12 protein-coding genes are annotated in these 14,220 nt (G+C 30.0%); 10 read left to right on the plus strand and 2 right to left on the minus strand.

The genetic code is table 11. The features are described from left to right. Positions 1 to 21: 21 nt before the first annotated feature. The 3 genes from ACI48Q_RS15465 to ACI48Q_RS15475 all read left to right on the plus strand — a co-directional run bounded on the left by ACI48Q_RS15465 (position 22) and on the right by ACI48Q_RS15475 (position 2,868). On the plus strand, positions 22 to 549 hold the full coding sequence (locus ACI48Q_RS15465) for a 2'-5' RNA ligase family protein (RefSeq protein WP_474920015.1): 528 nt from the start codon (positions 22 to 24) through the stop codon (positions 547 to 549). Positions 550 to 567: 18 nt separating this feature from the next. Then, entirely contained in the window at positions 568 to 1,134 is a 567-nt protein-coding gene (locus ACI48Q_RS15470) for a GNAT family N-acetyltransferase (protein ID WP_474920016.1), read from the plus strand. Between the two features lie 408 nt (positions 1,135 to 1,542). Continuing rightward, positions 1,543 to 2,868 carry an MATE family efflux transporter gene (locus ACI48Q_RS15475; protein WP_474920017.1) on the plus strand — a complete coding sequence of 442 codons (1,326 nt, stop codon included), beginning with the start codon at positions 1,543 to 1,545 and terminating at the stop codon, positions 2,866 to 2,868. A gap of 379 nt (positions 2,869 to 3,247) precedes the next feature. Here the strand turns inward: ACI48Q_RS15475 and ACI48Q_RS15480 are convergent, their stop codons facing one another. Together ACI48Q_RS15480 and ACI48Q_RS15485 are read right to left on the minus strand one after the other, a co-directional pair. Further along, on the minus strand, positions 3,248 to 3,925 hold the full coding sequence (locus tag ACI48Q_RS15480) for a Fic/DOC family protein (protein ID WP_474920018.1): 678 nt from the start codon (positions 3,923 to 3,925) through the stop codon (positions 3,248 to 3,250). Positions 3,926 to 3,935: 10 nt separating this feature from the next. Continuing rightward, complete coding sequence (locus ACI48Q_RS15485; protein WP_474920019.1) at positions 3,936 to 4,100, minus strand: hypothetical protein; 165 nt, start codon at positions 4,098 to 4,100, stop codon at positions 3,936 to 3,938. A 560-nt stretch (positions 4,101 to 4,660) separates the two neighbouring features. Here ACI48Q_RS15485 and ACI48Q_RS15490 point away from each other — a divergent pair. The 7 genes from ACI48Q_RS15490 (at position 4,661) to ACI48Q_RS15520 (ending at position 14,210) form a co-directional block, all read left to right on the plus strand. Beyond that, a complete protein-coding gene (locus ACI48Q_RS15490; RefSeq protein WP_474920020.1) occupies positions 4,661 to 4,939 on the plus strand; it encodes a CD3324 family protein in 279 nt (92 codons plus the stop codon). A gap of 194 nt (positions 4,940 to 5,133) precedes the next feature. After that, positions 5,134 to 6,378, plus strand: coding sequence for a nuclear transport factor 2 family protein (locus ACI48Q_RS15495; protein ID WP_474920021.1), 1,245 nt, complete (start codon positions 5,134 to 5,136; stop codon positions 6,376 to 6,378). Between the two features lie 133 nt (positions 6,379 to 6,511). Then, on the plus strand, positions 6,512 to 7,687 hold the full coding sequence (locus ACI48Q_RS15500) for a Cif family virulence factor (protein ID WP_474920022.1): 1,176 nt from the start codon (positions 6,512 to 6,514) through the stop codon (positions 7,685 to 7,687). Between the two features lie 234 nt (positions 7,688 to 7,921). Beyond that, positions 7,922 to 8,359: a GNAT family N-acetyltransferase gene (locus ACI48Q_RS15505; RefSeq protein ID WP_474920023.1), complete on the plus strand. Its 438-nt coding sequence runs from the start codon at positions 7,922 to 7,924 to the stop codon at positions 8,357 to 8,359. A 66-nt stretch (positions 8,360 to 8,425) separates the two neighbouring features. Further along, on the plus strand, positions 8,426 to 9,430 hold the full coding sequence (locus tag ACI48Q_RS15510) for a serine hydrolase domain-containing protein (protein ID WP_474920024.1): 1,005 nt from the start codon (positions 8,426 to 8,428) through the stop codon (positions 9,428 to 9,430). Positions 9,431 to 9,793: 363 nt separating this feature from the next. After that, positions 9,794 to 12,877, plus strand: a complete 3,084-nt coding sequence (locus ACI48Q_RS15515) for a GNAT family N-acetyltransferase (protein ID WP_474920025.1) — start codon at positions 9,794 to 9,796, stop codon at positions 12,875 to 12,877. Positions 12,878 to 13,163: 286 nt separating this feature from the next. Continuing rightward, entirely contained in the window at positions 13,164 to 14,210 is a 1,047-nt protein-coding gene (locus tag ACI48Q_RS15520) for a hypothetical protein (protein WP_474920026.1), read from the plus strand. Positions 14,211 to 14,220 lie beyond the last annotated feature (10 nt).

The raw sequence follows: 14,220 nt of genomic DNA on the forward strand, positions 1-14,220 counted from the left end.
ACTAAAGGAGGTCTAAAGAACATGGAGGAAAAATTTTTATGTGCCATAGCATTATTTGATGAAGAAACTAATAAAAAGCTCAAACTTATAGAAAGTCAGTTAGCTCAAGCAGATATTGAATTAAAGGATATACCACCGCATATTACTATGGGAATGTATGTAGAAATAGACGAAAAATATATCTGTCAGTGGATGGAGGAATTTGTTAAGAAACATAAAAGTGTTAAGATAAAATTTAGCTACATAGGATTATTTGGACTAGATATAACATTTATAGCTCCTCATGTTTCAGACGAGTTAAAAAACTTTCATAGAGAATTTCATGAAAAGTATGATGAAATGTGTGGAGAAATTGGAGCTAATTATTCTCTAAAGGATAATCAATGGGTTCCTCATATTACTATACCTATAAAAGATGCAGATAATATTATTAAAGCATTGCCTATAATAAATAGTTCCTTTCAGACTTTTGAAGGAGAAATAGTGGGAGTTAGCCTATATGAATTCCATCCAACTAGAGAAATTATAAGATTAGGATTAGATAAATAATATAAGGGCGTGGTGTAAATGGAGAATTTAAGAAAATTAATAGGAGAGATATGTTATTTATCTCCAATAGATAATAGAGAAACAGAAAGAGTAGCTAAATGGAGCAATGATTTAGAGATAGCTATTAGAACTGGAGATATATCAGATATGATAACCTATGAGACACAAAAGAGTTATCTTGAAGGAATGAATAGCAGTAGAGGATATGGTTTTTACATTGTAAGAAAAGAGGATAATGAAGTTATTGGAATTGGAAGACTTATGAGAATAAACTTTATAAATAGAAATGCTGTAATGGGAATGTTTATCGGAGAAAAAAGTGATAGAAATAGAGGAATAGGAACTGAGGCTACTAAGCTATTACTTGATTTCGGCTTTAATATCTTGAATTTAAGAAATATAATGATTGAAACCTTCTCTTTTAATGAAGCAGCAATAAAGGCCTGTAAAAAATGCGGCTTTAAAGAGATTGGAAGACGAAGAAAAGCAATTATATATGGAAAGCACGAGTATGATGAGGTTTATATGGACATGCTTAGTGAGGAATTTGAATATTCCATAATTAGCAAAGCGTTAAAGCAATAGAAATAAAAACGTCTATATGAAGATATCATAGTTTTATAATATATAGATTATAATAATGAAACTACATAATGCAAATAGGCTTAAATATAAAATTAGATTAATTAGAACTTCATATTATTCCTGTTCAACCGTTTCGAAACCTTGATTTACTAGGTTTCTATTCAAGCAAAAAACTAAAAGACAACAACTCGCTTCACTCGAACAAGTTGTCTTTCTTAACGCTTTTTACTTTCATAGAAACTAAGTAAATCTAAGATTCCTGCAAATGGTATTCACAGTAATAATATGAAATTCAATTTAAATAGTTTATAAAAGAAAAGCCTATTTGTATTATGTAGAAATTTAATTACAACTTATATAAAATATTTGATTAAATAGTTATTGATAAAAATATGGGGGTAAATAGATATGATAGATATGACTAAAGGTAAACCGAGTGGCTTAATATTAAGGTTTGCCTTGCCTATGATAATAGGTAATATATTTCAACAATTATATAATCTTGTGGACACAATAGTTGTTGGGAAATTTGTAGGTACAAATGCATTAGCTGCAGTGGGCTCTTCTTTTGCAATTATGGTTTTCATTACTTCTATAATTATAGGACTGTGTATGGGAACAGGGGTTATATTATCTCAATATTACGGTTCGAGAGATATGGATAAATTTAAAAAGGCTATTATAAATTCATTTATTTTTATTTTTAGTATTACTATTTTAATTATGGTGATATCTTTTAGTTTCATTGATGGTATATTATCTCTATTTAATATGCCTATAGAACTATTAGGAGATGCAAAGACATATTTAACTATAATTATAGCTGGATTATTCTTTACATTCCTATATAATGGAGCAACTTGTGTGCTTAGAGCAATGGGAGATTCAAAGAGACCCTTATATTTTTTAATTGTAGCTGCAATTGTAAATGTAGTATTAGATTTAGTATTCGTTTTAGTTTTCAATTTAGGAGTTAAAGGTGTTGCTTTAGCAACTATAATTGCTCAGGGAGTGTCAGCAATATTAAGTTTGATTTATGTTTATAAGGAACTAACATTTTTAAAAATTAGAAGAGAAGATATAAGAATAGATAGAGAAGTATTTAAAATTACAGCTAAATATTCCATTTTAACCTCAATACAACAGTCTATAATGAATTTTGGTATATTACTTGTACAAGGACTAGTGAATACCTTTGGAGCAACTGTTATGGCAGCATTTGCAGCAGGCGTTAAGATAGACTCGTTGGCATATATGCCTGTACAAGACTTTGGAAATGCCTTTTCAACCTATGTTGCTCAGAACATGGGAGCAAATAAGTTAGATAGGATAAAAGAAGGAGTAAAATCTTCAATAATTACTATAGTAGGATTTTGTGCTGTAATTTCTACTTTAATAATTATATATGCTAAGGATTTAATGATTTTATTTGTTGATAGAGGAGAAGTCGAGGTTATAGCTTTAGGTATAGAATATTTAAGAGTAGTGGGAGTGTTTTATATATTAATTGGATTCTTATTTATGTTTTATGGATTATATAGAGGCATGGGATATTTAAATATGTCCATTATTTTAACGGTTATATCTTTAGGAACAAGGGTTGTCTTAGCTTATATATTAGTACATACTACTTTAGGAGCTAGTGGAATATGGTGGGCTATTCCTATTGGATGGGCAATAGCAGATATAGTAGGATTAATAGTATATAAAAAGAAAACACAAATAAATATTTAAGTATTAAATGAGAGAACACTTTGGTATAAAATTTTTGGACTTTGTTTTAATATAGTGTTGATAATGAACTACATATTATTACTCACAAACCGTTTCGAAAGCTTGATTTACTAAGGCCCTATTCAAGTAAAAAGCTAAAATACAACAACTCGATTCTCTCGAACAGGTTGTATTTCTTAACGCTTTTCACTTTCATAGGACCTAAGTAAATCTAATCTTCCTGCAAATGGTTTGCTTCGCAATAATATGTAGTTCTAATATCAACAAACATTTAAAACAAAGCCAATTTTTTTAACATCAAAGTGTTCTCTTTTCTCAAAGATATTCATTATAACTCTCTAAAATATACATATAGATACATATATCAACCATTTCATTTTTAATTAATAAAAGACTTAAATAAATTGCTGCTTCTTGGCACTAGGGATTTTATAAAAGCTTCTTGTTCTTTAATAGTAATAGGATGAATAGTTCTGCTAAAGATATCTTCCATTTTCTTATAATTACATGCAAAGGAATCTATACTTGCTGATATCATTTCTTCAGAGGTAACCTCTGAAAAATCAACATAGTATCCTGCAGCTTGTGCTAAGTATTCAATAAAAACTCTTTGTGTTCTACCATTTCCTTCTCTAAAGGGGTGAATTGCATTAAATTCTCCTAAATAGTAAGCTAATCTAATTATTATATCTTCTAGATTAAGGCCTATTAAATAGTTTTCTTTCTGTAAATTTGAAAAAACTTCTTCACACATAGTAGATATATGAATATATTTACAAAATTCATTTCCTTTAGAAATATTAACAGAACGAGTTTTTCCAGCCCAAGTATAAATGTCTTCAAAAATATGCTTATGGATTTTTAAAAAATGTTTAAAATCTAAAGAACCTTTGATGGGACACATCTTTATTTCTAAAATCTTTATAGAAGTTATTTGTCGTTCTGCTTCTTCTAGTAGATCCTCATCTTTAATATTTAACTTATTCTTCAGTGTAAAACAATTGGGATAACAATAATTGCTATCCCATTCATAATCATAATAAGAACTATTTGACATACATAATCCCTTATTTCTGTGTATATTTTAATACTAAACTTTTAACGGCAGCTTTTGAGCACACTTTTCCAGAAGCACATTTATTCAATAAATGAATTTCTTGCTCTTTTAACTTCATTCCTTCCATTGCCATAGTCCCTTTAACTTCCTTAACTAATTGAAGTGGTGTTCTCATAAAATCATTCCTCTAATCTATCAACGTTACTTATATTATACCATATTTGAGCTCTTTTTAATACTCTAACTTAAAGCTTTTACAACCTAATTTTTGGATAAAATCTCATAATATTCTTTAGTCTTTTCAGAAGAATAAGTTTAGGCTTATTTATGCTGAATCTCAATCATTCTATTATTAGATTTTAGCTAAATATTAAGAGTTATAGTGTATTTTAAAAAGTTAGGTATAAGTTATATAGGTGGATAATAAACTTAATTATGAGAAAAATTAGAATAATCTTAGAATTTAGTATATAATTGTATATATGGGCAAAAAGGAGTGATGTTTTATGAGAGATTATAATTTATTTAATTGTACTGTAAATGATATGCTTCAAGCAAAGACCATAATGACTCAGTTGGCTATGCTTTGCTTGGAGCCTAATGTAATTGTTAGCTAAAAGGCATTATTGAAAATTTATTTTATAAATATGCCTAAAAACTAGGCTCCCATAATACATGAGCTTACTTTTTCATAGGTCTTTGCCTTAATTTAAAAAATTAAGGGGGAGCAAAGATATGAAATATGTTAAAGCACATAATGTGTTACCAGAGGAGATAATAGAATTGATTCAAGAATATATAGACGGGGAATATTTATATATCCCTAGAAAAAGTGAAAATGAAAAAGCTTGGGGTGAAAAAAACGGAACTAGAAGTAGCCTTAAGAAAAGAAATAATGAAATTTTTGAAAAATATACTTGTGGAACTAAGGCCTCGGAACTTGCAGATGAATACTTTCTTTCAGAGCAAAGTATAAGAAGAATTGTAAGTTCAGAGAGAAAATTATGTTCCTAAGTAAAAAGTTTAAAGTTAAAAAACGTCTTATTATCAATATGACTTTGATAATAAGACGTTTTTTTGTTCAACTTTAATATAGAACTATTTTGGATATATAATCTAAGGCTAAGGCATAGTAAAATTTTAACAGAGGGCTAAGGCTTAAATCACAGCAGTACAAAGCAATGAAGGATAAAAAGGAGTGTTTAAGTATGAATAAATTTGGAATTCAGTTTTTAGATAAATCTTTACGAAAGTTTTCAGCGGAAAAAGATATATTTCATGATTCAACTGAGGATCATAGAGATATTAGAGAGGTTCTTAGAAAGTTTCAGGTTGGATATACTGAACGTGATATAGAAAAAGTTGATGCTTTTATGGATGAACTTTTTATTATTGGAGAAGGAACCTGCGCTCTTGGGACTTCAACGGAAGAGTTGTTTTTAGGTAGCGAGGAAGTAAAAAACCTGATTAGAGATGACTGGGAATATTGGGGCGATTTTAATATGGATTGGGAAAGGGCACATATTTCTGTTAAAGATGAAGTTGCTTGGTTTGCCACTACAGCTTCTGTGAAACATACTTTTGAAGATACACAAGAAAAATATGATCGTCATGTTAATTTCATAAAAGATAAGGCTGAAGAAACAGAACTTACATCTAAAGAGAAAATTGCTTTTATCAATTGGGTGTTGACTCTAATTTACCATCAGCGATCAGGTGAGAAGAGAGAATACTTATGGCCTGTATGTTTAAGCGGAGTTCTATTAAAACGAGAGAGTAAGTGGAAATTTGCTCATCTCCAATTTTCCATACCAAAAGCTAATTTCCCAGATCAGCGTTTTGAAAGCTCTAAAGAATATGTGGAAAGTTACAATAAGTTCAATGCTATGGCTTATAAATATAAAAATAATCAAGTGAATATGGAGATAAAATCTCTCCTAAAGAGTCTAGAGACAGAGTTTGTGGGGCAAGAAAATATTTCAAAAGAATTGTTAAGTAAATGTTTTACAACTTATAGTATTCCCTATGTTATGGGACCGGATAACCAATGGTATTATGGGGTGGATCAGATCAAAGAATTCTTTGAAAAAAGCGGGGCTTCAAGTCTTTCTATAGACTTAGAACATGCCATCGCTACAAAGTCAGGTGAAATGGCGTGGGTCACAGTTTCAGGTACATTGAAACAAGAATTGATAGAAGATGAACTTGCTGAAGGTGCCTTAGTGGAACTGGGCAACCTATTTAAATCTAATCTTACCTCAAAAGAAAAACTATTTGCGGCTCACAGAAGTGTATCTTATGCATTAAACGAGAGTGCTGTAGGTACAAATTATACTTGTCCTATCAGATTAACAGCGTTAGTTTCAAATTGTGGAGATAAGCCTGTATTTAACTATATACATTTTTCATTTCCATTTTATTGGATATTTGAGGGGAAATTAGATAGTATCTAAAGCAAATATAATTAATATAAAGGACTATTTGATTTCACGACAAAGTCCATATCTATTTATAGATATAGGTCTATTTTAACATTAACTTAAGTTATTAAAAAGCAAGTTTTAAGAGGTTAAGGGGGAATATAATATGGAAAGAGATAAAAAAGTAATTGAAGATATAAAGATAGTTTTGAAGAATTTTCAAAAACAATATAACCAAGTAAATGAGCGTAATGCAGAAGCTTTTGTTAAGGAGTTTTTTATAGATGAGAAAGATACAAGTCTTGTAGGGACAGGGTTAAATAGCTGGAGTTTTGGAATAGAAAATATAAAGAATGAAATAAATAGTTACTGGATAAAGGAAGAAAAATGTCTACAGTATATAGAACTTGATATGGAGAATGCAGTTATAAATTTAGAAGATAAAGTAGCTGTTGTAGCAATTTCAGGGAAAAGTATAAGAAGTATAAGTGAAGAAAAAATCTATGAGGATATGATAAAGAAATTATCTAGGGAATTGAATGCTGATAATGTATCAAAAGGAGCTTTAGCTAAATTTTTAAATGAAATTTCAGAAGGTATATATAATGTAACCTCAGGAGAAAAATATATAAGCCAAGAAGAGAAATATATAGAGCCATTTAGAGTGACCATGGTAATGATTAATACTGGTTTAAAGTGGATGATAAAACATATGAATATATCCTTCAGCGGAAATGGATTAGAGGTAACATATTATGATGATATAATTGAGGATAAATTTAAAATTATTCCAATAGAAAAGAAATATGATTTAGATATAGAGGAAATTCAAAAGGTATTAAAAATTTTTCAAGAAGCTTATGATAAGCGTGACGTAAATTTAGTGGACAGCTATGGGGAGGAGCTGCTTCATAAGGATGAAGAGTTATTTATATTTGGAACAGACCAAGGAGAGAATTTTCATGGTTTTGAGGAAGGAAAGAAGCTATTTGAAGGAGATTGGAAGTATTGGGGAGATTTTAATCTAAATAGAGAAAATGCATATATTTCTGTTTTAGATAATGTAGCTGTAGTTTATTCAAAGGCACTTATAGAATTTAGCTGGGGAGAAAACAAAGTTTCCTCATGGCCAAAAAACAGCTTAAACTACTACTTAAATAAAACGGAAAAATCTAATAAGGAAATCATATATGAAATGCTATCATCAATAACTAATTGTATAGATATTATAGTAAATGTTAAAGAGAAACCTCTTTACTCTATGAAATTTCTTGGAGTACTAGTAAAAAAACATGGAAAGTGGAAATTTAACCATATGCATTTCTCAGATATAGCTGAGTAAACGCTAAAGCATATGAACTCTATGATGTAGGGTTATAATAAAATTTTAAAATAATAGCTTTATTTTAAACTGTTGTTGATTTTAGAACTATTGTGAGTAAAATATATAGTTCGTTATCAATACCATGTTAAAACAAAGCCAAAATAATAAATAAGTTATGTAATTTAATATTGGGTAGAAAGATAATTAGCTTTCTACCCAATGTTATAACTACTCTATACAAGGGGCGATAACATGGGAATCACTTTTAAAGCTGTAGATAAGGATAATTGGCTTGAGTGTGTTAATTTAGAGGTATTAGAAGAACAAAATAATTTTGTTGTAAATAATACATTTTCTATACTTCAATCTCATTATGATGATAGAAATTATCCAGTTGCAATATATGATGATAACAAAATGGTTGGATTTTTGATGTATCTTTATGATGAAGATTTTAAGGCATACAGATTACGAAGATTTATGATACACAAGGATTATCAATGTCATGGATATGGCAAAATGGCTCTTTTAAAACTAAAAAAACTAATCAAAGATAATTATGATGATAATAAACTGTATACAAGTGTAAAACCTGAAAATAATGTTGCTAAAAAGTTATATGAAAAAGTTGGCTTTAAAAAAACTGGAGAACTACGTTGGGGCGAAGAAATTTTAAATGTAGATTTATAAATTTGAAGAAAGGAGAATTTAGTGAGAGTTTGGTATTTACAATATATCTCTTACTAAAGATAAATTATGGATGGTAGAGAATTTGATAATTTATTAGATAAAGATTTTAGTGGAGTAATTTATATTAGTAATAAGGACGTGGAGATTTATAGTAAAGCCTATGGCCATGCGGATAAAAGTAATCTTAGAGTTAATGAAATCACAACTAGATTTCCCATAGCTTCAGGAAGTAAAGCTTTTACTGCTGTATCAATATTGCAACTCATTGAAAGGAGATTATTAAATTTAAATACTACAATAGGCAGTATATTAGATTTTAATTTTCATCAAATAGATAAAGAAGTTACAGTTCATCAACTTTTAAATCACACCTCAGGAATACCAGATTATTTTGATGAGGACATTATGGAGGATTATGAAGAACTATGGATAGATTATCCTATGTATAAAATAAGAAATTCATCAGCGCTGCTTCCACTATTCATTGAAAAGCCAATGCAATATGAAAAAGGAAGTAAATTTAAATATAATAATTCAGGATATGTAATTCTGGGCTTAATAATAGAAAAGGTAACAGGTGAAAGCTTTGATAGTTATATAAGAGAAAATATATTTGAGCCTTGTAATATGAATGATACGGATTATTTTGAACTGGATAGATTACCTGCAGGATGTGCTAATGGATATATATATGATGAAGCTACAGGAGAGTTTAGAACTAACATTTATAGTGTGGATGTGAAGGGAACAGGAGCTGGAGGAGCATTTACTACTGCTAATGATATAATAAAATTTTGGAATTGTCTCTTGGAGTATAAATTAATATCAAAGGAGCTTACACAAACTATGCTTTCACCACAAGCACAAGATGATAACAGCAAATATGGATATGGAGTATGGCTATATGAAAAAGAAGATGGCTCTTATAGATATTCTCTTATGGGAGACGATCCAGGAATAAGATTTAATTCCTTTGTTGATTTAGAAAAGAACTTAAAAGTTGCAATAATGAGCAATGCTTATAACAATGTATGGAAGTACAATAAAGCTATATTAGAAATGTTTGATTAGTGTTTGGCTTAAATATAATAAATTATGCCATATGTTAGAACAAGGCCTTATTATCAAAATTAACTTGATAGCAAGACCTTATTTTTGCTCAACTTTAATATAGAACTATTTTGGATATATAAGAAACATGAAGAGAATAGTACAATTTTTTTAGGAGTAAATGTAGCAACATCAATATTTTCTATATTGTAAGGAAAATGTAGGAAAGAATAATCATAATTATATTTTACTTTGTTCAACTTTTCATATTCACATTTATATACTAACATCACTAAAATAAGCAACCATTTAAAATAAAGCCAATTGATAAAATAAAAAGTATAAAAGTCTTTACACTAACAGAATAGAATAGGGAGAAAGATCATGGAAGGTTTAAAAATTATAGAATACACTCCATCCTATGCAAGGGCTGTTGCAGAAATGTGGCAGAAGAGCACTGAAGGATGGAATGGTGAAAATGGGAACGAAACAGAGGAAACAATACTGGCTGCACATGCAAATTCAACTGACCTAAATACATATCTTGCTATACTCGGGGATGAGGTACTTGGATACTGTGCATTTACAAAGTATTTAAAGGACGAGGGGGCACTGCATATTAGGCGTTTAAATGCTAGATATGATTGCCATGGAAATGGAATTGGTAAGGCTCTTGTTAAGAAATCAATAGAAAGGACCATTGAACTTAAGTGGCCTCGTCTTGATATATATACATGGGCTGCCAACACAAAAGCAATACCATTATATAAAAAGTGCGGATATTTCTTTGAAAACAGGCAAGATACTATTCATCTTATGAATTTCATTCCAACAGTTATGCATACAGAAGCAGTACAAGACTATTTTAAGAATGCAGATTGGTACGATGACATGAAAAGAGCCATTAATATGGAACCAGATGGAAGAGTAGAAAATGGCTTTGATTTTTATGAGTATTATTGGTACAAGAATGGTAAAAAACTTAGAATGGAATTTGAAAGAAGAGGTAGAGGACTAAGACTTATTGAAACGGATGATTACAAAATTTCTCTATGTGCCCCTTCTCAAAATCTAATTTTTGGTAGAAGCTATAAGGCTACTTATGAAATTATTAATAAAACAGGTAATCCATTAAAGGTTGAAATAATAGGCAAGGATGATAAGAACATTAAATTTTTGCTAAATAAAAAAATTGAGGTTATTGAAAAAGAAATAGTTGAAGGTGAATTTTACTTATCAGAAATCGAAGAAGAATTTGGTGATTTTAAAACTCATCCAGGAGTTGTAGCTGAGGTTTTCATAAATGGTAAGAGATCTTTATTTAAACTTGGAATAGTTCCTAAATTCCCAGCAAAAATATCCTTAGCATGTGATGACATAGAAAGATGCAGTGGAGAAACTTTCAATATGTATATTGACATTGAAAGCTACCTTAATGAGAATGGAATATTTGAATTTGAGTTTCCTGAATGTAGCCATATAGATTTTTCTAAAAGTACGTTTAAAATTGAGATGGCAAAAAAACAAAAAGCTTCAATACCTCTAGAATGTATATTGAAAAAACCATCTATTTATCAAGTAGAACTTGATATTAAGGTAGCATTAGAATGTGGGGAAAATATTAAGTTTAAAAAGAAGGTTGCAGCAATTTTCAGAGGACGTAACTCTGCATTTGGTGGAGAAGTCGATGGCAAATATGTAATTGCAAATGGCGTATACAAACTAATACTAGAAAAAAATTACAATAAAGTAGAAATATTTGTAGGGGAAAAGAAAAAGAATACGTATATAGTATACCCAAAGCTTGGAATGCCATATTCGGAAGAGTTTAGCAGTATGCTAGTGAAAAATGTTAAATGGTATTTTGAAAATGAAAAAATGGTTTTAAGTGGTGAGTATGTTTCAAATGAATTTAGGAATATAACAGTTAAAACTATATTTAAAATATCTAATAATGGTATATTTGAGCATTTTTATGAAGTGGTTAATACTTCAAATGAAGAAACTCTTGATGATATATATATTGACCAGAGTCTTCATTATAGAATTGCAGGAGCATCAATTCCATATGACAATAAGGTTATACAAGCTACAGAGCCTCGTATGGAGTACCCTGGGTATTATGATAGTGATAAAATTAGTGAAAATTGGATATTTTCAAGTATCGAAGAAAGCCTAATATGGCCAAGGAATTTAAAGTGTGAGTTTGACGGCTGGTTTATGCATGTTGAACATAGTATGGGTAAATTAAAAGGTGGAGAAAGAAGAATTACTGAGCCTGTTTATTTGGCTTTTTCAACCTTTAAAAACTTAAGTGAAGCTAGAAGATTTGCTTTAAAATCAAATGACATAAAGGATTTATGTTTAGTTGAGGATTTTGAAATAGATGTTAATAATAAGAATCCATTCGTAAATGAGAACTTTGATATAAATATTATTGAGAATAGAGAGCTTTTATATAGTGGAGAAGTAATTATTAAATCTAAAAATAATTTTTTTGATGAAGTTCATGTAAAGCTTGAAGATGAGGTAAACAATATTAAGATTCTAGCTCATACAGAAAAGGGATTTGAAAATGATTTGATTTATATGCAGAGCAATTTTAGTTCAATTAGTTTTGAAAGAGAAGCGCTTATATTCTACATTAAAAATATGGAATTCAAATCTCAGGTAACTGAAGAAAAGGGATTAAAGGTTTACTCAATAAGTAATGGAGTTATTAATATTAAAGCATCCCCTGAATTCGGAGCAGGTATATTCTCACTTGAATTTATGGACAGAGAGTGGCTTGATAACTCCTTCCCTAATATAGGTCCAAGAAGCTGGTATAATCCATGGTTTGGCGGAATTCAAAATGTGCCAGAGGAACTAGTTGAAAATGCACGCACCCTGCTTAAGGAGCACATTGAAGTGGAGTTTGTTGAGAAAGTTGATACACTGGGAAATAGCTGGAGGGGCATTAAAACCAGCATGTGTATGGAGTATACTGAGGCTTATGAGGGGCTTGAAGTAAATCAATACTTTTTAATGTTGCCAGGAGTTCCTGTTATTTTAAATATGACTGAATTAATCAATGGCATGAATAAATACATGGATAGTGATAGGATTGTGAATGTTACATTCTTTAAAATTGGTGGGGAAGTAAAAAATAGCTGGGTGAGTGTTAAAAACCATCAAGGAGATATTAATAAATATAGAGTTGGTACAAGGGATTATGAGATAAATCCCAATTCATCACCTCTTTATGGTTGCGATGGTTTGGAATATAAAATTCAAGTAAATATGGATTTTAATGAATATGTTCAGCAGGCATATTTAACCACTAGGGACTTGGTATGCATGAATGCAAATGATATATACTTAGCCCCAGGTCAAAGAAAACTTCTACCTAATGTATTTTATACCTTTACAAAGGAGCATATATCAGACAAGCTTCTTAAAAACTTAGAAAATGTAAGATTTGAATAGATTTTACTGTATTTGATAGTTAGCAAGTCCGTTATGCTGAAGCACTCTAGGAAAAATCTTATGCAGACTGTGCGAAAATTCAGCATTATAGGATAACCTGAATTATCCATGAAAAAATAAAAATCATGATAAACATAACTTAATTACTGAATTTTTGTTTGAAGACTTTTTTACTTAAAAAGTGAAAAAAATATAGAAAAAGAGACTCAAATTTGTTTTATAAGATTAGTTGTAATATTGTAAAGAAATGCTTAAATGATTTTACGCTTTGGAGATGAGGAACGGTATGAATAAGAGAAATGATATGATTGTAGAATGGGTAGTTAAAAGAATAGAAAAAGGATACAAAGAGGATGTAAGTCTTTTGCTTACTTACGGTTCTTATGAAAATGGTACAGCAAATCCATTATCAGATGTGGATTTCTATTTTATACCGAAAACAGAACGCGCATATGAATTATCCAAAACTTTTATTGTGGAAGGAATAGGATTTGATTTGTTTCCAATGTCTTGGAAACGAGTTGAAGGGCTTGCAGAATTCAATGAATGTTTGACGCCATGTCTAGGAAATGTAAAGATCCTCTACTGCAATTCAGAAGAAGACAAAGAAAGATTTAACACATTACAAAATAGATTGAAGCGGAATCTGAACAATAAAGCTTTTATGTTAGATAGAGCATCCAAGGAAATGAAAGAGTCAATGAATTTTTATCAAACTATGCTGTTTGAAGAAGATATTTGTGAATTGAGGACATTAGCTGGATGCATAGTCATGTCTTTATCGGATGCTGTAGCTTATGCAAATCAGACATATTTTAGATATGGACTAAAGAAACAGCTAGAGGATTTGAAAAATATGGAGAGTATTCCTGTGGAGTTTATATCGTTGTATGAGGCAATTGTAGAGGCAATTTCAGAACAAGAGATTAAAGAATATTGTTATAGAATGATAAAGAATACAAGAAATTTCTTGAATAGTAAAACTCAAGAACCAAAAGAGAGAGCGAAGAAAGCAAACTATGAAGAGCTTGCAGAACTGTATCAAGAAATTGTCTCTACCTGGAATAAAATCTATGTATGCTGTGACAATGAAGATGCTGTTCTTGCATATATTTCAGGGACATGCCTTCAAGATACATTAAATATGGCTGTAAAAGAAAATGGTCTAAATAAGATTGATTTGATGAGTAGCTATAATGCAAAATGTATGAAGCAGTTTAAGGAAAGAGCTATGGAAATCCAAAAGGAATTTGTAAAAATAATTGAAGAGAATGGTGTGAATATTGAGAAGTATAACACTGTAGAAGAGTTTATAAAATCAACTAGAGCATAAGGGGGAAGAG

This window comes from Clostridium sp. LXY-7 (genome assembly GCF_056172015.1).

What these genes read in the sequence shown, in the direction of transcription:
- ACI48Q_RS15505 (WP_474920023.1), top strand. Translation starts at nt 7,922, where the DNA reads ATGGGAATCACTTTTAAAGCTGTAGATAAGGATAATTGGCTTGAGTGT.
- ACI48Q_RS15470 (WP_474920016.1), top strand. Translation starts at nt 568, where the DNA reads ATGGAGAATTTAAGAAAATTAATAGGAGAGATATGTTATTTATCTCCA.
- ACI48Q_RS15495 (WP_474920021.1), top strand. Translation starts at nt 5,134, where the DNA reads ATGAATAAATTTGGAATTCAGTTTTTAGATAAATCTTTACGAAAGTTT.
- ACI48Q_RS15490 (WP_474920020.1), top strand. Translation starts at nt 4,661, where the DNA reads ATGAAATATGTTAAAGCACATAATGTGTTACCAGAGGAGATAATAGAA.
- ACI48Q_RS15520 (WP_474920026.1), top strand. Translation starts at nt 13,164, where the DNA reads ATGAATAAGAGAAATGATATGATTGTAGAATGGGTAGTTAAAAGAATA.
- ACI48Q_RS15485 (WP_474920019.1), bottom strand. Translation starts at nt 4,100, where the DNA reads ATGAGAACACCACTTCAATTAGTTAAGGAAGTTAAAGGGACTATGGCA.
- ACI48Q_RS15515 (WP_474920025.1), top strand. Translation starts at nt 9,794, where the DNA reads ATGGAAGGTTTAAAAATTATAGAATACACTCCATCCTATGCAAGGGCT.
- ACI48Q_RS15475 (WP_474920017.1), top strand. Translation starts at nt 1,543, where the DNA reads ATGATAGATATGACTAAAGGTAAACCGAGTGGCTTAATATTAAGGTTT.
- ACI48Q_RS15465 (WP_474920015.1), top strand. Translation starts at nt 22, where the DNA reads ATGGAGGAAAAATTTTTATGTGCCATAGCATTATTTGATGAAGAAACT.
- ACI48Q_RS15510 (WP_474920024.1), top strand. Translation starts at nt 8,426, where the DNA reads ATGGATGGTAGAGAATTTGATAATTTATTAGATAAAGATTTTAGTGGA.
- ACI48Q_RS15500 (WP_474920022.1), top strand. Translation starts at nt 6,512, where the DNA reads ATGGAAAGAGATAAAAAAGTAATTGAAGATATAAAGATAGTTTTGAAG.
- ACI48Q_RS15480 (WP_474920018.1), bottom strand. Translation starts at nt 3,925, where the DNA reads ATGTCAAATAGTTCTTATTATGATTATGAATGGGATAGCAATTATTGT.